Genomic DNA, 17,199 nt, shown 5'->3' with positions numbered 1-17,199 from the left:
CCCAAACGGAGAACGAGCATGAGTGACATCGAGAACCGTATCGCGGACACGATGCTGGCCAAACTGCGCGAGCGCGACCCGGCGCTGGGGCCCGACGACCTCACCCGGCCGGTCGCCGACCTCGACCTCGACTCCCTCGACCTGGTCGAGCTGCACCAGCAGCTGGAGCGTGAACTCCAGGTCAAGGGTGACCTGCAGGAGACCGCGGCCTTCGCCTTCCTGGACGACTTCAGCAGCTATTTCGTGAAGCTGGCGAACGGGCAGTGAGCGCCGGCATCGTCGATGTCGCCACGGCCAAGCCCGGACGGACGGTCACCAACGACGACTTCGCGTCGATCGGCCTCACCGACGAGTGGATCCGGCGCCGCAGCGGCATCGCGTCCCGCTCGTGGCTGCCGGACGGGACGCCGCTGGCGGACGTCGCCGCGGAGGCGTGCGCGCCGATCGTGACCCGGCTGTCCGACCCCTCGCCGATCGGCGCCCTGGTCGTCGTCAGCACCTCCGTGCGCCAGCGCGTCCCGGGCATCGCGCAGCAGGTGGCACGACAGGCCGGCCTCGACTCCGCGGTGCTGGCCTTCGACATGAACGCGGCCTGCTGCGGGTTCGTCTACGGACTGGTCACCGGGCTCTCGCTCTGCGAGTCCGGACGGGCGCGGTCGGTTCTGGTGTGCTCGGTGGAGGCCATGTCCCGGCTGGTGGACCGCACGGACCGGCAGACGGCGTGCATCTTCGCCGACGGCGCCGCGGCCGTCCTGCTGGAGGACCGCGCACCGTTCGCGCCCTTCCGGCAGGTCGCCGGCTGCGACGGCTCGCAGGAGGCACTCATGCGGGAGACCGGTGAGGGCGGCATCCACCTGGACGGCATGCAGGTGTACGACCGGGCCGTGCGCCGCATGTCGGAGTCCGCGCAGTACCTCTTCGACCACGGCCCGGCGCCGACCGTCCTGGTCGGCCATCAGGCCAACGGCCGCATCCTGGAGCAGGTCCGCGGCTTCACCACCCATCTCGGCGTGCCCTTCGTGAACCGGATCGAGCACTCCGGCAACACGTCGTCCGCCTCCATCCCCCTTGCCTTCGCCGAGGAGCTGGACTCCGGCTCCCTGCCCGCCTCGGGCCGGCTCGGAGCCGTCGCCTACGGCGCCGGCGAGGCGTGGGGCGGGGTCGCGGTGGACTACCGGGTGCCGGGCACCGCGGCCCGCTGACCGCGCCCGTCCCGAACCCGTACTCGAACTCAGGAGGTTGTCATCTACTCGCCCGATGCCTGGGTCCTGCGCTCCGGCGCGATGACCGGCCCTCACGACGGCAGTCCCGGCAGCGCGCTGCGGCGCGACGTGTTCACCTTCGGCCCTTTGGAGGAGGGAGAGGCCCTGGTGGAGCCGATCCTCGGCTCCTGGGAGGCCAACGTCGACCACGCGCTGGCCCGTTCACCGATCGACGTGTGCAGCAGCCGCGGCGAGGACGTGGTGGTCGTCGGCAACATGGGAGTGGTACGCGTGCTCCAGGTGAACGCGGGCGGCCGGGACACCCCGGTCCGCGAGGGAGACCTGTGCATGCTGATGCCGTTCGGCAAGCTCGACCGCTTCGGCTGCGCCGAACTCGCCTACGCCTACGACGCCCCGCACACCATCGGCCTGCTGGCCAAGCAGTCGAAGATGGACGTGCGGGTGCTGCTGCCCATCCCCGACGGCACCCCGTACTCGCTGGCCCAGTGGGCCACGTACGGGCGCTACTACACGGCCTGGGACAACTGGCACAAGGCCTACGGCTGCTGGCACACCCAGGTGGCCGACGACCCGGCGAACCACCTGGTGTTCGGCTGGGGCGGCGGTGTGGCCTTCGCCGAACTGCTGCTGGCCAAGCGTGCCGGGTTCCGGGTGGCGATGACGGCGGGCTCGGACGAGCGTGTCGCCTTCCTGCGGGAGAACGGGATCACCCCGGTGGACCGCCGCCTGTTCCCCGACCTCTCGCTGCCCACCCGGGAGCAGCGCACGGACCGGGAACGCCACCAGCGGCGCCGGGACTCGGTGCGCAGGTTCGGGGAGCTGGTCGACGAGCTGAGCGACGGCCACGGGGTCGCGATCTTCGTGGACAACATCGGCCAGCCCCTGTACGACATCACCCTGGCCTCGCTGGCCCGCGCGGGGGTCGTCACCACCTGCGGCTGGAAGGCGGGGATGCGCCTGACCCATCTGCGGGGCGCCGAGTCCATCAGCCGCCACATCCTCGTGAACACCCACGTGTGGCAGCTGCAGGAATCGCCCGCCATCCGCGACTTCCAGGAGGCCGAGGGCTGGATCGCGCCGAAGGGCTCGGAGGTCGTCTACGACTTCGACCGGGTGCCGGAACTGGCAGACGACTACGCCCACGGCAGGATCACCTCGTACTTCCCCATGTACCACGTGAACCCGGTCTGACCGGCCCGAAGGGAGAAGATGCCATGACAGCGGAACTGCTCGCCCGGGTACGGGACTTCGCCGCGGCCGAGCTGGCCGGGAAGGACGAGCACTTCGACGGTCTGCCAGAGCAGCCCACGGCCGAGGCGGCCCGGCTGCACGACCTCGGGCTGGCCAACTGGTGGGTGCCCCGGCAGTACGGAGGGCTGAGCCTGTCCGTGACGGACAGCGTCGACGTCGTGTCGGAACTCGCCTACGGTGACGCCGGGTTCGCCTTCGGCGCCTTCCTGCCGGTCCTGGGCGGCGTCATGCTGCAGCACTTCGGCGGCGAGGAGCTGGCCCGCCCGGCCCTGGAGTCGCTGGTGACCGAGGGCGGACGGATCGCCGTGCTCGGCAGTGAGGAGGAGGCCGGCAGCGAGCTGGTCAGGATTACCACCACCTTCCGCACGGAGGGTGACCGGCTGGTGCTCAGCGGCGAGAAGTACTTCTCGACCAACACCGACGCGGCCGGACTGCTGCTGGTCCTCGCCCGGTCCGCCGACGACGCAGCGGACTTCGCCGTCGTCGCGGTACCGCGCGACACGCCCGGGGTCGAGATCGTCAAGCGCTGGGACCTGCTGGGCGTCCGGGGCGCCGGAACCTACCGGGTGCGTCTGGACGATTGCGCCGTTCCCGCCACGCACCGCCTCCACGGCAGCGGCCTGCGCATCCTCGAGGCGAGTCTGAACGCGAGCCGCATCCTGATCGCCGCCTGCGCGGTGGGCATCGCCAGGCGCGTCCGGGACCTGGCGATGGACTACGCGGCCGGCAAGGAACTCAGGGGCGCCCCGCTCACCGAGAACGCCGTGTTCGCCGGGAAGCTCGGGCAGATGGAGACGCTGATCGACGTGATGCGCAACCAGTGCCGGGCGGCCGCGGCGGAGTTCGACGAGCTGCTCGTCACGGCCGCGAACGGGGGGACCGGCCTGCACCGGGTCGGCACGCTCCGTTCCGCGCTGGCCGCCAAGCTCTTCTGCGGCCAGGCGGGCTGGGAGGTGGTGTCGACCGGCTCGGAGCTGTTCGGCGGTCTCGGCTACACGCAGGACCATCCGATCGGCAAGCTGGTCCGCGACATGCGGTACGTGGCCATCGTCGAGGGCGGCGAGGACATCGTGCGGGACCTCGTCTACGCCCGCTACGTGGTTCCTGCCCGCAAGCGGCGGTGAGCGGCGGGCCCGGACGGTACTCGTCGCCCCTGTCGCACCCTGGACCGGTGCGATCGCGCTGACCCGCGATCGCACCGGTCCGTCACCTCTTCGGCCCCCTCCACGACCGTGCCGGGTCCGCCGCCGGCCCGCGGTACCGCTCTGACGTCACGAGGTGACACGGATGGCATCATGCGGCGCCATCCGACGCCACCCGGCGAGCCACCCACGCGGGAGCGCCCGCATCACCGGGTGGCGCCATCAGGGCGCCGTGCGCCTTTCCGCACCACGGAAAGGGCACTCGTTCCGAGGCCTGTCACCCTTGTAGTGCCATTCAGGCTTGCACGCGGCACCATTGTGGTGCCATGCTAACGGCATGGACCTCAGCCCGTATGTCGACAACCTCCGCCGCGAACTCGCGGTGGCCGCCGAAGCCGGAGGGGAGGAAGCTCGCGAGCTCGCCGAGCGTCTCACTGCCCCGCTGGAGTCGGCGACCCGCCTGACCCTGCTCAACGTCCTGTCCGCCGCGATGGACGAGATCACGCGTGAGCTCGCCCCCGGCTCGGTCGACGTACGGCTGCGCGGTCTTGAGCCCGACTTCGTCGTGACACCCCCGCCCGCCGACGACACCACCGAACCGGTCAAGACCGTCGAAGCACCCGTCGCACCGGTGCCGGCCGACAGCGAGGGCGGTGGCCCCGCCCGCATCAACCTGCGTCTGCCCGCCCACCTCAAGGCGCGTGCCGAGGAGGCGGCGAACCGCGAGGGCCTCTCGGTCAACGCCTGGCTGGTCCGGGCGGTGGCCGGCGCGGTCGAGGGCGGCACCCCGATACGCACCACGGAAAAAACCCGCACGGTCGGACAGAGCCTGACGGGCTGGGTGCGCTAGCCCCGCTCGCGTCCGCACCGCACCACCCACACCACGTCCCACCAGCGGGGCGGCCCGACGACCCACGAGGACAGTACCGCCATGCCTTCTTTCGACACGCCCGAGCCCATCTCGGTCACGGCCCACGTCTACTCCGGATCCATCAGGTTCACCGCCGGCGACCGCACCGACACCGTCGTCGCGGTGGAGGCCCGCGACCCCAAGCGCGACCAGGACGCGCGGGTGGTGCAGCAGACCGAGGTCTCCTATGCGAACGGCACTCTGACCATCAAGACCCCCAAGGCCAACCTCGTCGGGCGTTCCGGCACCGTCGACGTGACGGTGGAACTGCCCACGGGCTCGCACATCGACGTCTCCGGCGCCAGTGCCGAGGTGCTCGGCGAGGGCCGACTGGGCGAGGTCCGCCTCAAGACCTCGGCCGGCGACGTCCGGCTCGACACGACCGGACCGCTCCAGCTGTCCGCCGCGCACGGCTCCATCACCGTGGACCGGGTCGAGGGCATGGCCGAGATCACCACCAACTCCGGCCACCTGCGCATCGGAGTCGTGGACGGGCCCGCCGTCCTGAAGAACTCCCACGGCAGCATCACCGTCGACGCCGCGACCGGCGAACTGCGCGTGAACGGCGTCAATGGTGGCGTCGACATCGCGCGTGTCGAGTCGTCGGTCACCGGCACCACCACCAACGGCCACCTCCGCGTCAACGATGTCGCGCACGGCACCGTTCACCTGGAGACCTCCAACGGCCCGATCGAGGTCGGCATCCGTGAGGGCACCGCCGCCTGGCTCGACGTCCGCTCCAAGCGCGGGCAGGTGCGCAACACGCTGTCCTCCTCCGACGCGCCGGAGGAGGCCGAGGAGACCGTCCGGGTCCACGCACGGTCCAACTGGGGCAACATCGACATCCGCCGCGCCCGGACCTGAGCACCACCCGCCCCCGCTCATCCCCTGTTACGAAAGCCTCCGAAAGGGAGCGCTCCATGCCTTCTTCTGTCATGCCCACGTCCAGGAAGGGTGAGGGTGTGCCGCCCCCGGCCGCGATCTCGGCCGTCGGGCTGCGCAAGTCCTTCGGTGACAAGACCGTCCTCGACGGCATCGACCTGCACATCCCGACCGGGTCCGTGTTCGCCCTGCTCGGGCCGAACGGCGCGGGCAAGACCACCGCCGTCAAGATCCTCTCCACGCTCATCACCGCCGACGCGGGTGAGCTGCGCGTCGGCGGGCACGACATCGCCACCGCGCCGCAGGCCGTGCGCGCCGCGATCGGCGTCACCGGGCAGTTCTCCGCCGTCGACGGCCTGATCACCGGGGAGGAGAACATGCTCCTCATGGCCGACCTGCAGCATCTGCCCCGGCAGGAGGGCCGGCGCGTCGCCGCGGAACTGCTGGAGCGCTTCGACCTCACCGACGCGGCGAAGAAGCCCGCCTCGTCCTACTCCGGCGGTATGAAGCGCCGTCTGGACCTGGCGATGACGCTGGTGGGCGACCCGCGGATCATCTTCCTCGACGAACCCACCACCGGCCTCGACCCACGCTCCCGGCACAACATGTGGCAGATCATCCGCGAGCTGCTCGCCGACGGCGTCACCGTCTTCCTCACCACCCAGTACCTGGAGGAGGCCGACGAACTGGCCGACCGCATCGCCGTGCTGAACAACGGCAAGATCGCCGCCGAGGGAAGCGCCGAGGAGCTCAAGCGGCTCATCCCCGGCGGGCACGTCCGGCTCCGCTTCACCGACCCGGCGGCCTACCAGACCGCCGTCGCCACGCTGCACGAGGCCAACCGCGACGACGACGCGCTGGTCCTGCGCATCCCCAGCGACGGCACCCAGCGCGAACTGCGCTCCCTTCTCGACTGGCTGGACTCGGCCGGTATCGAGTCGGACGAGCTGTCCGTGCACACCCCCGACCTCGACGACGTCTTCTTCGCCCTGACCGGCGGCACCGACAAGCACAAGGAGGCTGCCCGATGAGCGCCCTGTCCCTCGTGGTCCGCGACTCGAACACGATGTTGCGCCGCAATCTGCTGCACGCCCGGCGCTATCCGTCCCTGACACTGAACCTGCTGCTCACGCCCGTCATGATGCTGCTGCTCTTCGTCTACATCTTCGGCGACGTGATGAGCGCGGGCATCGGCGGCGCCGACCGCTCCGAGTACATTGCCTACATCGTTCCCGGCATCCTGCTGATGACCATCGGCAGCACCGTCATCGGGGCCGCGGTGTCCGTCTCCACCGACATGTCCGAGGGCATCATCGCCCGCTTCCGCACCATGGCGGTCCACCGAGGCTCGGTGCTCATCGGGCACGTGATCGGCAGCGTGTTGCAGGTGCTCATCAGTCTGGTCCTCGTCGGGGCCGTCGCCGCGGCCATCGGCTTCCGGTCCACCGACGCGACGGTGCTGGAGTGGCTGGCGGCGTTCGGACTGCTCGCGCTGTTCGCCCTGGCGCTCACCTGGATCGCGGTCGGCATGGGGCTGGCCAGTCCGAACGCCGAGGCGGCCAGCAACATGGCCATGCCGTTGATCTTGCTGCCGCTCATCTCGAGCGCCTTCATCCCGGCCGACACCATGCCGGGCTGGTTCCAGCCGATCGCCGAGTACCAGCCCTTCACCCCCGCCATCGAGACCCTGCGCGGACTGCTCCTCGGAACCGAGATCGGTCACAACGGGTGGCTTGCCATCGCCTGGTGCGTGGGTCTGTCCGCCCTCGGCTACTTCTGGTCGAAGTCGCTCTTCGAGCGCGACCCCAACTAACGGGCCGCACCCACGATCGAGCGTGATCCTTCCCCCGGTGGCGCGCGCCGGGACCGTCTCGGCGCGCGCCCGTTCGTCGACGGCCTCGACGAGATTCTCACGCGGGTGCCACTCGGTGGGCGTCAGCCGCACCTCCCTCCCCGTAGCGCACCACCTTCTTGGTCAGTGCAGGGCGGCGGTAGTCACGCTGCGGTGGGGTGCCGTCGACTCCGTGCGTGAGCACCGGCTCAGGACCTCGTGCGGGCGGTAGCGTGCCGCACGCGACTGGGAGGTCCACCGCTCATCGCGGGCCACCACCTTTCGACTCGGCTCGTACTGAGGTTCCCCCGGTACCCGGGGCAGGGGGAGGCGGCTGCTGCGCGCCGGCGTCGGCACCGCTCCGGGTTCCGGCACGCCATTCCTCTTCGAGGATGCCGAACACCAGGCTGTCCCGCCATCCGTCCCGGATCCACGCCGTGTGCCGGTGGCGCCCCTCGTACGTCATGCCGAGCTTCGTCAGCACCCGGGAGGATCCCTGGTTCCGGGGGTCGCACGTGGCGCGGATCCGGTGGAGTCCCCACCGGTCGAAGCCCAGCGAGAGCAGCGACCGCCCGATCTCCGTGCCGATGCCCTGCCCCCACACCCCCGGGTGCACGACGTAGGAGATCTCACCCTGGCGCTGTGTGTGACTGCGGACATGCAACACCCCCATACCGACGACGGCGTTCCCGACGCGCGCCACGTGGGCCAGCCTCCGCGGCGGTTCGTGTGCCCAGGCTTCGACCGAGGCCCTCACGAAATCACGGGTCTGCTCCTCGGTGTTCGGCCCCCAGGGCTGGAAGCGGCAGGCGTCGGGGAGGCCGGCCCACGCGTGAACGGCCTGCCAGTCGGTGAACACGATCCGGTGCAGAGTCACCGGGCGTCGGCTCATGGGCTGATCGTCTCGGCGGGAGCCGAGCGGGTGCTCGGTTTCACGGGCATCCGCTCATCGCAGGATGTCTCCGGTCCTCAGAAAGGTCTCCAGTTCGCCGCGGGTCGGGAGCAGTTCGCAGTCGCCGGGGACGGACACGGCGTAGGCGCCCATGGCGCATGCTGTCCGGAGCCTTTGGACGGGGCCGGCTCCTCGCAGATGTTCCGCCAGGTATCCGGCCACGAACGCGTCGCCGGCCCCGACGGTGTCGACGACGGGGACGGACAGTGCCGGTTCCTCGTGGATCGCGCCGTCGATGTGAGCGGTGCATCCCCGGGCACCGGTCTTCACGACGGCCTCGCCCGGCCCCGTCGCCGCCAGGGCCACGGCCAGGGGTTCGGGATCGTCCGCTACTGAACCGAGGACGAGCTGGGCTTCCTCGATCCCGGCGAAGACGATGTCGGCCTCCGCGACGAACCGGCGCAGCTCGCGGCGGGCGGTGTCCGCGTCCCAGAGCTTGCTGCGGTGGTTCACGTCGATGCTGACGCGTACGCCGTTCGCCTTCGCCGCGGCGACCGCGTCCCGGGCTGCCTGGCGGGCGGAGGGGCTGAGGGCCGGGGTGATGCCGGTGAGATGCAGGATCGCGGCCCGGCGGACCGTGTCGACCGGGATGTCGCGTGAGGTGAGGCGGGAGCCGGCCGATCCGGCACGGTGGTAGTCGACGTGGACCACGGTGGCGGCACGGTGGTGGCGGACCATGAGCCCGGTGAACGAGGGGTCCCGGACCGCCATGGTCCGGACGCCTTCCGCCCTGAGGCGGCGTCCGACGAGATCTCCGGCCGCGTCGCTCCCCACCCGGCCGATCCAGGTGACCGGGGCCCCGAGGCGCGCGGCGCCGATGGCCACGTTGCTCTCGGCACCGCCGATACCGAAGGTGAAGTCGCGTGCGTACTCCAGGGTGCCGATCGTCGTCGCGGTGATCAGGCCCATCGTCTCGCCAAAGGTGAGCAGGCCGCCGTCGTCCCGCTGTGCGGGGGTGGCCGGGGAGCGTGTCATCGGGCGGCCCTGCCTTCGGAGACGGCCGCGAGGGCCTGTCGGCAGCGGGCCGCGAGGCGGTCGTCGACGCCCTCCGTCGCCGCCGTGCCGATCAGGGGCGTGCCCAGGCCCACGGCGGCGACTCCGGCCGCGGTCCATGCCGGGATACCGGTCAGGGAGATGCCGCCGGTGGGGATGAGGGGGACGCCGGGAAGCGGACCGCTCAGGTCCGAGACGTACCGGGGCGAGACGGCCGAGGCGGGAAAGAGTTTCACAGCGGGCGCGCCGGTACGGCCGGCGGCGTGGATCTCGGTGGGTGTGAGCGCACCGGGGTAGGCGGCCACGCCCGCGGCGCGGGCCGTTCGAACGACCTCGGGCGCCGCGACGGGCGAGACCAGGAAGCGGGCACCGGCATCGACGCAGCTCCGCGCCTGGCCGGCGGTCAGGACGGTCCCCGCACCGATGAGCGCCTGCCGGCCGTAGGCGGCCGTGAGCTCGCGGATGCACTGCAGGGCGCCGTGAGTGGTGAGGGTGATCTCGATCGCGTGGATCCCTGCGTCGAGCAGCGTGTCGGCGATCGCCGGGAAGTGCTCGGCGGTGGGGGCGCGCAGGATCGCGATCAGACCGCGGGAGGTGATCTCCGCGGTGATCGGGCATTCCGGCCGTGCGGGCGCCGGGTCGTCGGCACTGGTCATTTCCGCTTCATGTCCTGTTCTGGAGTGGATGCTTCGCTTCGGGGACCGGCCCGCGCGCGGCCGATCGCGGATGGTGTGCAGTGGCGGAGGGGGCCGTCAGGAGGCCGCGCCCCGCCGGCCGCGGGGAAGCCCGTCCGGGAGCGACCGCTCCCGGACGGGCGGGCGGCGTGGGAGACCGGGTCCGCTCGTTGTACCGTGCCGGGAGGTGCCGGGCCTCCTAGTCCGAGGCCCGGCACCGCCCCGTCTCTCAGTTGTGGGTGACCTGGAGCTTGTAGAGGCTCACCTGCCCGTAGTTGGAGCTGCTGCACGGGGAGGAGTTGCCGCAGTTGGCCTGGGTGTACGCCCCGGCCTTGAAGTAGTTCCCGGACGCGGTGTGCGCGATGGTCGTCTGGAGGACGCCGTTGTAGTACACCTTGATCTGGCCGCCGCTGACGACGAACTTGCCCTCGAAGACCGTGTTCAGCTTGTAGTTGCTGGTCACCAGCTTGTGGTGGGTGGTGTCACCCTTGGTGATGTAGAGGCTGGTGCCTTCGAGGCGGAAGACGGTGACGTCGTCGTCGCCGTCGTGGATCTGGGCTCCGACGACGTGGTCCTTGTCGTTGGGGAGCTTGTTGAACGCCTCCCTGAAGGTCAGGGTGTGGGTGCCGGAGGTGGCCGACCAGGAGGCGTTGCTGGTGCCGTTGTCGGCCATCTCACGCAGCTCGGCGCGCCCGTAGCTGGAGTTGGGCGTCGTGACGGCGTTGACCGCCGACCGGAACTGGACGCCGCTGCACTTGGAGTTCACGGTGAACCAGGGGCTGGCCGAGTAGGTGGCGAGCGCGGGCTGCTTGACCTCGGTGGGCGAGCCGCTCGAACCGGTCGGCAGGGTGACCTTCCAGTTGGTCAGGTTGAGCTGCTGGGCGGGATAGTCGCACGGGGCGGCGGCGACGGCGGTGCCGCCCGTGACGAGCGGGAGGGTCAGGGCGGCCAGGGCGGAGAGCGCGGCCACGCCTGTGGTGGCGAGAGTGCGCTTGCGGGTGATACTCATGTCTTTTTCCCTCATTCGTGGGGTTGTGTCGAGTGTCTTCTTCTGCGGTCAGCAGGGACGCGACGGCTCGTACTCGTTGCCGTACGTGCCCGTCGCGTCGCCGCCGGTGTTGTCGGCCAGGGTGTTTCCGCACACCCGGCCCTGCGGGGTGGCCTGGAACTTGATGCCCCCCGCAGAGTTGGAGAGGAGGACGTTGCCCTCGATGTTGTTGCCGGTGCCGTCCGTGGGGGTGTCACCACCGACCCGGACCCCGGCACCGACGTTGCCGTACGAGCGGTTGGCCCGGAACGTGTTGCCGCTGCCGCGCGCGTCCAGACCCGCGGAGTTGGGGTCCAGCTGGCCTGTGCAGTCGTTGCTCTCGACGAGGTTCGCGGTGGAGTTCTCCTTGATGTCCACGCACTCGTTGCCCTGGGTGTCGATCGTGTTGTGGTGGATCCAGTTGTCCCGGCTCACGTCCGGCCGGTCGTCGGGAGCACCGTTCATACCCTGCTGCTCGGGCGCCGTCCCCAGGTAGATGCCCTCGCCGACCTTGCCGCCGTCGGCGAAGCGGAAGTCCCACACCCCGCATCCGGTGATCCGGTTGTGGGCGACCTCGGCGCCGGTGACCAGGTAGCGCAGCCGTACGCACTCCTCGCCGGCGTTGCGGAAGGTCATCCGGGTGATGCGCAGGCCGTCGACACCGTCTCCAGGTGTCAGGCTCATGACATACAAGAGCTTCTTACGATAGCCGGTTTTCTCGCCGGCATCACCAATCAGGCCGTCGATGGTGAATCCCGTCAGCCGGACGCGGTCGTGCTGGATCTCCCCGATGGCACGACCCTCACCGGATCCCTGGACCACAGCGGAGGAGGGCCCGGTGAGGGTGACGTCGGGGCTCCGGCTGACGAAGTCCTGCAGGTAGCGCCCCGGTGCCAGGTGCACGGTCGACCCGGGCCCTGCCACGTCCAGGGCCTGCTGGATGCCGGCGAAGGGAGCCCGGCGGGTGCCGGGGTTGGTGTCGCTGCCGCGTGGCGACACGTAGATGTCGTGTCCGCCCCGGGGCGCGGCGGCGGACGCCGCGGGCGCGGTCGTCCCTGTCACGGCTAACAGGGCGGCAGCCGACGCGATGTACCGGATGAGTCTCATGCTGGTTTCCTCGGAGTCAGGGGTGCGTACAGGGACAGAGCCAGGAGGAGCGGGACGGTGGGCCCGAGCAGCAGGGGGCCGAAGGGAACGGGCAGCATCGCCGGCGGCACGAGCACCAGGGCGAGCAGCAGAACCAGGCTGCGTCGCGGCGAGGCGAAGGCGAGGACGGCCGCCCGGCGGCGGAACCCGTCTTCGGTGCCGACCGCGGCCGAGGCGGCGAGTGACAGCGCGTAGACCGCCAGAGCGGCCAGCAGGGCGAGCTGGACGGGAAGCAGGGTCCAGGCGGCCGGACTTGCCCGGCCCAGCAGGAAGAGGGAGTTCGTCGCCAGGAGGGCGATCAGGGCGCTGGCCGCGAGGGCGTCCTTCCACAGGACGCGCCAGCAGCGCGGGAAGGCACGCAGAGTTTTGGTGAACGGTCGCCCACCGCCGTCCCCGCGCCAGTCCTGCAACGCGACCGCCGCGGCGGCCAGGGCCGGGAGCCAGGTGACGACGCCGAGTGCCAGCAGGCAGAACGCCGCGCCCGCGAGCGCCGGCTGCGCGACGAACTCCATGGCGCGCAGTGCACCTCGCTCCCAGCCCTTCATGGTGTGCTCCCTACGCGCCGGTGGTCTCGGTGGGCAGTACGCCGGTGAACGGCTCGTCGGACCCGAGCGCCACGGCGCCGTCGATGTCGACGCGGCGTGCCCGTACAGCGGCGACCCGCGTGCCGGAGAGGACGACCGCCGCCGCGTCGGCGCTCACCCGTCCCGTCTCGATGATCCCCGCGCGGGGGGCCAGGAGGATCAGTTCCTTCTCGTCCCCCTGGCCGACGGAGACCGCATGGCCCTGGTCCGACGGCATGAGCACGGCCGGGCCCGGCAGCGGATCCAGCGAACCCGCGCTGTCGAGGACGGTCATGAACGTGGCCGTACGGGTCCTGGGGGTGGTGAGGCTCAGGGTGTGCAGCGTCTTGCTGACCTTGAGACTGGGGGTGCTGGAGGTCGGGTTCGCCTCCACCTCGGTGCGCTTGCACGTTGCCGTGGCGTCGGTGGGCAGCAGCCGGGTGAGCCGCGCGCTGCCGGGCCCGGACTCCAGACGCCAGCCGTCGGGGTCCAGCTGGGTCGTGGGCCAGTCGGTGTGCAGCAGATACGTCCACGCGCGAGGTGCGGCGGCCTCGAGTTCGTCGAGGACGACCACGCGCCCCAGAGGCGTCACCACCAGCGTACGGTCGACGCGCTGTACGCCCAGCCGTTCGGGGAACATCGCCGCGGACTCCGCCGTGGCGTGGGCGAATCCGTCCTGGGCGAGCACGTCACGCATCCGCGCCCGGCGCTCCTCGGGTATCCCCTCGTACACGTGGTAGCGGCCCTCGTCCGCCCAGCCCTCTCCGTCGACCAGGACCAGGTTGTGGTGGGCCGCTCGCTTGTGGTTGCTGTAGCCCTCGTCCACGGCGAGGAAGGCGCCGTGCGAGTGGAGGACGAAGGCGCCGGCGTCGGGGTGGTGGTGGCCCGCGCTCATCGCGTCCCAGCCGCCCGCGGCCTTCAGCCGGTGCCCCTCGTCCCAGGCGCGGTGGCCGCCGCCGGGCGCGGCCTTGAAGCTGACGCAGGTCGCGGCGCTGTCCCAGCCGGTGCGCGTGGTGATCTGCCCCAGGTCCGGGAAGTACGCGGTGCCGGGCTCCCGGTCCGGTGCCACGGGTGTCACCCGCGGGTCGTACCAGAGCAGTTCGAGGAAGGCTTCGGGCATGACGCCGGGACGTACACCCGACTCGTACGCCTCGCGCCAGAAGTGGCGCTCCGCGACGAGGTTCCCCAGCCACTGCGCCGTGCCGTCCCGGTAAGCGGAGGCCAGGCGGTAGTAGAGGGCGACGCTGTGGCCGCTGCGCCGGTCGTGGCAGTCGCCGTGGTCGATGTTCTCCTCGAAGCCCGGCGCGCTCTGGTGCAGGCGCCAGCGCGTGGTGTTGCGCAGGAATCCGCCGGCCGACCACAGATCGGCGCGCTCCTGGTGCTGTACGAGGTCGGTGTGGATGGCGAGCCACGGCACTCCGTACCGCCAGTAGACGACGCCTTCCGAGTCCGATCCGTCCTCGGGGAGCATCCTGAGGACGGTCTCCAGGTTGGTCCGGGCGGCCTTGCTCCACTCGGAGCGTCCCAGCGCGTAGCCCGCGGTGGCGATACCGGTCCAGCAGATCCAGTTGTGGTTCTGCCAGTACGCGCTCGACCACCAGCGGCCGGCGGTCTCCTCGGCGAAGGAGTGCAGCCGCTCGCCCTGGAGTTCCAGCTTGGCGCGCAGGATCTCACGCCGCTCCGGCTCCAGGTCCTCTCCCAGCCAGGAGTACGCGAGGGAGAGGCCGTGCAGCAGCCAGCCCGCGTCCAGGTCGTGGTCGGGCATGTGGGCGCGCCCCCAGTGGGGGAAGGCCACGCAGGTGGAGATCCAGCGCCACGCCTCCTCCAGGTATCCGCGCTGGCCCGTGAGCCGGTAGGCGAGCGCCAGGTTCGCGGCGGCGGGGCCGAAGTAGGTGATGCTCGCCTCGGGGTGCTCCGTGGGCGGGTTCTGGCGGCGGTACCAGTCGCACTGCTCGTGCAGCCGCCGCCACTGGGCGGCGTGCGTGCCGTTCAGCTCGCCGCGCAGTGAGTCGAGTCGTCCCTCGAGAAGCAGCATGCGTTCTCACGCTCCGATGGGATGGGTGGCGACGGTTCCGTCGGCCAGATCGATGTGGACGGTCCGTTCGGACAGGCTCACCCGGCGGACCGGGGGCGCTGTCTCGGCGGACTGGTAGACGGACACGAACACGGCGCGCCGGCCGGTGAGGGACCAGTCGACGCCCTGCCTGCTCAGCGCCGGGTCATCGGCGGGCCCGGGATGGGTGACGACGGTGAACTCCGCCTGCGGGCGCGAGGCGTGGCAACCCGTCAGCACGGCGGACTCGCCGTCGCCCCAGACCGTGCGGGCCCGGTCGGGCCCCTGCGCCACGACGTCGAGATCGGTGCCCGGACGCAGCTGGGCGGTGAGCCGGCGCTCGGTGGCGGCCTCGAGGACGAAGATGTCGAGCAGGTAGCGCCGGTCGGTGACGACGCGCCGTGTCGCCGTGACGCCGTCGTACGCCTGCTCGCACCGGCCGGTGTCGCCGTCGAGGACGGCGTCGCAGGGGCGCTGTTCCGTCCCGTCGACCCGGAAGGTGGGGTGGGCGACCGTACTCGCGTAGTGCCTGCGCAGGTTCCGGTGGGCGTACGGGACCTGTCCGGGGTCCGGTTGCCAGGCGGTGCCGTCGTCCGCGTACAGGTAGAGCGACAGCTTGTCCTGGTGCCCGTGTCCGCCGCCGTGCGGTCCGGCGTCCAGCAGGGCGTGGACGCCCGCCGACCGGAAGACCGCGAACCCGGCGTCGGGGAAGGTGTGCCGCGGCAGCAGCGCGGGAAGCGGGAACCCGGCGAACCACCCGTCGAGGTCCCCGGGGAGAGGGGCGGCCGAGTCACGTTCGGCGGCCCGGGCGACGGACTTCAGCGGGGCGCCCGCGAACAGCTGGGCGGCCAGCGCGGCCACCTCGCTGATCTCCGCCGCCTGTGCCTCGCGCCGGTAGGGGCCGTCGTGCAGGGCCGGCAGCGTGCCGTCCGGAGCGGCGACGCCCGCGAGCGCCGAGACCATCGCGCCCAGTACCGCCGCCATGTCGTCAGGCATCCGCTCCGGACGGGCGCCGCGCAGCGCGAGCAGGTAGGCGTGCAGGACGAACAGGTGGTAGTAGGTGCTCGCCTCCCACTCCCAGCCGTCCCGGTGGACCGCTGTCCGCATGTGGGCGACGAGGCCGTACTCCTGTGCGAGGCCGATCACGTCGGGCTCCGATCCGCCGATCAGGTCGGCGGCGCAGCGGCAGGAGATCTCCGCGGCGGCGAGCCAGGCGGCGTAGTTCGAACGGGCATCCCCCTTCCGGAGGAGCTCACCTCGCGCCGCTCCGGCCGCTTCCCGGAGCGATTCGAGGAAGGGGACGAACTCGTCCAGTCCTGGGTCATCGGTGTGCGCCGCGAGGGTGCGCGCCGCGTGGGCGATGTTCACCGCCCAGATGGCCTCGGTCAGCGCCTGGTGGAAGAGCCGTCCGCGCAGCATCCAGTCGTCACCACCTGTGTGCGTGCGCGGCAGGCCGGCGTAGAGCTCCGCGTACCGGCGCAGCACCGCCACGGCCTCGCGGCGTTCGTCGGGCGGGCCGGCGGCCAGGTTCCGCAGGCGCCGGGCGATCTCCTGGTGCGCCAGTACGGTCCACGCACCCCGTACGGCGTCGGTGTCCAGGCGGCAGCCGTAGCGGCAGGCGGCGCCGCCGGCGGGAAAGACGCCGCCGAGCAGGTCACCGTGGTCGAGTTCCACGCCGTGTGCCGGGCAGACGTAGGCATGCCACCATCCGCCGGGCTCCCGCGGAACGGTCAGCGCGGCCATGCACCACCACCGATGTCGAAGGTCGCACCGGTGACGTACCCGGCCTCGTCCGAGGCCAGGTAGACGGCCGTGCCCGCGACGTCCTCCACGGTGCCCGCCCGGCCGATGGGCAGCTTCGCGACGATGCCACGCTGCGCCTCGGGCGCGGTGAACGTGCCGTGGAAGGCGGTCTCACCGATGTATCCGGGAGCGAGGGCGTTGACCGTGACCCCGGCGCCGCCGACCTCCTTGGCCAGCCCCTTGGCGAAGCCGACCACCCCTGCCTTGGCCGCCGCGTAGGCCGTCGCGCCGGGACCGCCGCCGTCGTGAGCGGCCTGCGAGGCCATCAGGACGATGCGTCCCGCGCGTCCGGCTTCCCGCACGTGCGGCAGGGCGGCCCGGCACGTCCGGAAGGCGGAGACGAGGTTGACGTCGATCACGCTGCGGAAGTGTTCCTCGGTCATGTCGGCCACGGGAACCCGTCCCACGAGATGGCCGGCGTTCGCGACGACGATGTCGAGGCCGCCGAGGAAGGCCACGCTCTCGTCGACCAGGCGGTCGACGGCGGCCGCGTCCGTGACATCCGCGGCGACGGCGGTGGACTTCCGTCCGAGCGCGCTGATGTCGGCCACGACGCGCTCCGCCGAGTCGGCGGAGCGACCGTGGTGAACGATCACGTCGGCACCCGCTCGGGCCAGCCCGAGCGCGATGGCCGCGCCGATGCCGTGCCCGGCACCGGTGACGAGTGCGCGGCGCCCCGTGAGGTCAAAAGGCATGAGGAGATCTCCGGTCGGTAAGTCGGATCCGATATGTCCGAGACAGGGCAACAG

At 71.3% G+C, this 17,199-nt stretch carries 17 protein-coding genes; 8 read left to right on the top strand and 9 right to left on the bottom strand.

Features of this window, described 5'->3' with window-relative positions; translation table 11 throughout:
• Positions 1–18: 18 nt before the first annotated feature.
• The 8 genes from TU30_RS17995 to TU30_RS17960 all read left to right on the top strand — a co-directional run bounded on the left by TU30_RS17995 (position 19) and on the right by TU30_RS17960 (position 7,221).
• The gene (locus TU30_RS17995; protein ID WP_042171200.1) at positions 19–267 is read left to right on the top strand and encodes a phosphopantetheine-binding protein; all 249 of its coding nucleotides are present in this window, start codon (positions 19–21) and stop codon (positions 265–267) included.
• Positions 264–1,202 carry a ketoacyl-ACP synthase III gene (locus tag TU30_RS17990; RefSeq protein ID WP_042171197.1) on the top strand — a complete coding sequence of 313 codons (939 nt, stop codon included), beginning with the start codon at positions 264–266 and terminating at the stop codon, positions 1,200–1,202. Before TU30_RS17995 ends, TU30_RS17990 begins: the two co-directional genes overlap by 4 nt.
• 81 nt (positions 1,203–1,283) lie before the next feature.
• The gene (locus TU30_RS17985; RefSeq protein WP_042171195.1) at positions 1,284–2,414 is read left to right on the top strand and encodes a zinc-binding dehydrogenase; all 1,131 of its coding nucleotides are present in this window, start codon (positions 1,284–1,286) and stop codon (positions 2,412–2,414) included.
• A 23-nt stretch (positions 2,415–2,437) separates the two neighbouring features.
• Positions 2,438–3,598: an acyl-CoA dehydrogenase family protein gene (locus TU30_RS17980; RefSeq protein ID WP_042171193.1), complete on the top strand. Its 1,161-nt coding sequence runs from the start codon at positions 2,438–2,440 to the stop codon at positions 3,596–3,598.
• Between the two features lie 355 nt (positions 3,599–3,953).
• Positions 3,954–4,466, top strand: coding sequence for a toxin-antitoxin system HicB family antitoxin (locus TU30_RS17975; protein WP_042171190.1), 513 nt, complete (start codon positions 3,954–3,956; stop codon positions 4,464–4,466).
• An 81-nt stretch (positions 4,467–4,547) separates the two neighbouring features.
• Positions 4,548–5,390, top strand: a complete 843-nt coding sequence (locus tag TU30_RS17970) for a DUF4097 family beta strand repeat-containing protein (protein WP_042171187.1) — start codon at positions 4,548–4,550, stop codon at positions 5,388–5,390.
• A 56-nt stretch (positions 5,391–5,446) separates the two neighbouring features.
• On the top strand, positions 5,447–6,439 hold the full coding sequence (locus tag TU30_RS17965) for an ATP-binding cassette domain-containing protein (RefSeq protein ID WP_234307895.1): 993 nt from the start codon (positions 5,447–5,449) through the stop codon (positions 6,437–6,439).
• Positions 6,436–7,221: an ABC transporter permease gene (locus TU30_RS17960; RefSeq protein WP_042171182.1), complete on the top strand. Its 786-nt coding sequence runs from the start codon at positions 6,436–6,438 to the stop codon at positions 7,219–7,221. The genes TU30_RS17965 and TU30_RS17960 overlap by 4 nt, the downstream gene beginning before the upstream one ends.
• A gap of 280 nt (positions 7,222–7,501) precedes the next feature.
• Here the strand turns inward: TU30_RS17960 and TU30_RS17955 are convergent, their stop codons facing one another.
• The 9 genes from TU30_RS17955 to TU30_RS17915 all read right to left on the bottom strand — a co-directional run bounded on the left by TU30_RS17955 (position 7,502) and on the right by TU30_RS17915 (position 17,145).
• On the bottom strand, positions 7,502–8,131 hold the full coding sequence (locus TU30_RS17955; RefSeq protein ID WP_042171180.1) for a GNAT family N-acetyltransferase: 630 nt from the start codon (positions 8,129–8,131) through the stop codon (positions 7,502–7,504).
• Between the two features lie 54 nt (positions 8,132–8,185).
• Positions 8,186–9,166 (bottom strand): sugar kinase, encoded by a 981-nt coding sequence (locus TU30_RS17950; protein WP_042171177.1) that lies wholly within the window; start codon positions 9,164–9,166, stop codon positions 8,186–8,188.
• A complete protein-coding gene (locus TU30_RS17945; RefSeq protein ID WP_042171175.1) occupies positions 9,163–9,840 on the bottom strand; it encodes a bifunctional 4-hydroxy-2-oxoglutarate aldolase/2-dehydro-3-deoxy-phosphogluconate aldolase in 678 nt (225 codons plus the stop codon). The genes TU30_RS17950 and TU30_RS17945 overlap by 4 nt, the downstream gene beginning before the upstream one ends.
• A 247-nt stretch (positions 9,841–10,087) precedes the next feature.
• Positions 10,088–10,867, bottom strand: a complete 780-nt coding sequence (locus TU30_RS17940) for a polysaccharide lyase family 7 protein (RefSeq protein WP_042171172.1) — start codon at positions 10,865–10,867, stop codon at positions 10,088–10,090.
• A gap of 48 nt (positions 10,868–10,915) precedes the next feature.
• The gene (locus TU30_RS17935) at positions 10,916–11,992 is read right to left on the bottom strand and encodes a DUF1565 domain-containing protein (RefSeq protein ID WP_052479842.1); all 1,077 of its coding nucleotides are present in this window, start codon (positions 11,990–11,992) and stop codon (positions 10,916–10,918) included.
• Complete coding sequence (locus tag TU30_RS17930; RefSeq protein WP_042171170.1) at positions 11,989–12,576, bottom strand: hypothetical protein; 588 nt, start codon at positions 12,574–12,576, stop codon at positions 11,989–11,991. The genes TU30_RS17935 and TU30_RS17930 overlap by 4 nt, the downstream gene beginning before the upstream one ends.
• 10 nt (positions 12,577–12,586) lie before the next feature.
• Positions 12,587–14,629: a heparinase II/III family protein gene (locus TU30_RS17925; RefSeq protein WP_042171168.1), complete on the bottom strand. Its 2,043-nt coding sequence runs from the start codon at positions 14,627–14,629 to the stop codon at positions 12,587–12,589.
• Positions 14,630–14,635: 6 nt separating this feature from the next.
• A complete protein-coding gene (locus TU30_RS17920; protein ID WP_078878339.1) occupies positions 14,636–16,390 on the bottom strand; it encodes a heparinase II/III family protein in 1,755 nt (584 codons plus the stop codon).
• Positions 16,378–17,145 (bottom strand): SDR family NAD(P)-dependent oxidoreductase, encoded by a 768-nt coding sequence (locus TU30_RS17915; RefSeq protein WP_042171166.1) that lies wholly within the window; start codon positions 17,143–17,145, stop codon positions 16,378–16,380. The genes TU30_RS17920 and TU30_RS17915 overlap by 13 nt, the downstream gene beginning before the upstream one ends.
• Positions 17,146–17,199 lie beyond the last annotated feature (54 nt).

This window comes from Streptomyces sp. NBRC 110035 (assembly GCF_000829695.1).
In the GTDB taxonomy this organism is placed as follows: domain Bacteria; phylum Actinomycetota; class Actinomycetes; order Streptomycetales; family Streptomycetaceae; genus Streptomyces.
Note: the sequence above shows the minus strand (reverse complement) of the source record. Positions and strands in the feature narration are given on the sequence as shown.

Coding starts and splice junctions, on each gene's coding strand:
- TU30_RS17995 (WP_042171200.1), top strand. CDS start 19: ATGAGTGACATCGAGAACCGTATCGCGGACACGATGCTGGCCAAACTG.
- TU30_RS17985 (WP_042171195.1), top strand. CDS start 1,284: ATGACCGGCCCTCACGACGGCAGTCCCGGCAGCGCGCTGCGGCGCGAC.
- TU30_RS17980 (WP_042171193.1), top strand. CDS start 2,438: ATGACAGCGGAACTGCTCGCCCGGGTACGGGACTTCGCCGCGGCCGAG.
- TU30_RS17975 (WP_042171190.1), top strand. CDS start 3,954: ATGGACCTCAGCCCGTATGTCGACAACCTCCGCCGCGAACTCGCGGTG.
- TU30_RS17970 (WP_042171187.1), top strand. CDS start 4,548: ATGCCTTCTTTCGACACGCCCGAGCCCATCTCGGTCACGGCCCACGTC.
- TU30_RS17965 (WP_234307895.1), top strand. CDS start 5,447: ATGCCTTCTTCTGTCATGCCCACGTCCAGGAAGGGTGAGGGTGTGCCG.
- TU30_RS17960 (WP_042171182.1), top strand. CDS start 6,436: ATGAGCGCCCTGTCCCTCGTGGTCCGCGACTCGAACACGATGTTGCGC.
- TU30_RS17955 (WP_042171180.1), bottom strand. CDS start 8,131: ATGAGCCGACGCCCGGTGACTCTGCACCGGATCGTGTTCACCGACTGG.
- TU30_RS17950 (WP_042171177.1), bottom strand. CDS start 9,166: ATGACACGCTCCCCGGCCACCCCCGCACAGCGGGACGACGGCGGCCTG.
- TU30_RS17945 (WP_042171175.1), bottom strand. CDS start 9,840: ATGACCAGTGCCGACGACCCGGCGCCCGCACGGCCGGAATGCCCGATC.
- TU30_RS17940 (WP_042171172.1), bottom strand. CDS start 10,867: ATGAGTATCACCCGCAAGCGCACTCTCGCCACCACAGGCGTGGCCGCG.
- TU30_RS17935 (WP_052479842.1), bottom strand. CDS start 11,992: ATGAGACTCATCCGGTACATCGCGTCGGCTGCCGCCCTGTTAGCCGTG.
- TU30_RS17930 (WP_042171170.1), bottom strand. CDS start 12,576: ATGAAGGGCTGGGAGCGAGGTGCACTGCGCGCCATGGAGTTCGTCGCG.
- TU30_RS17925 (WP_042171168.1), bottom strand. CDS start 14,629: ATGCTGCTTCTCGAGGGACGACTCGACTCACTGCGCGGCGAGCTGAAC.
- TU30_RS17920 (WP_078878339.1), bottom strand. CDS start 16,390: ATGGCCGCGCTGACCGTTCCGCGGGAGCCCGGCGGATGGTGGCATGCC.
- TU30_RS17915 (WP_042171166.1), bottom strand. CDS start 17,145: ATGCCTTTTGACCTCACGGGGCGCCGCGCACTCGTCACCGGTGCCGGG.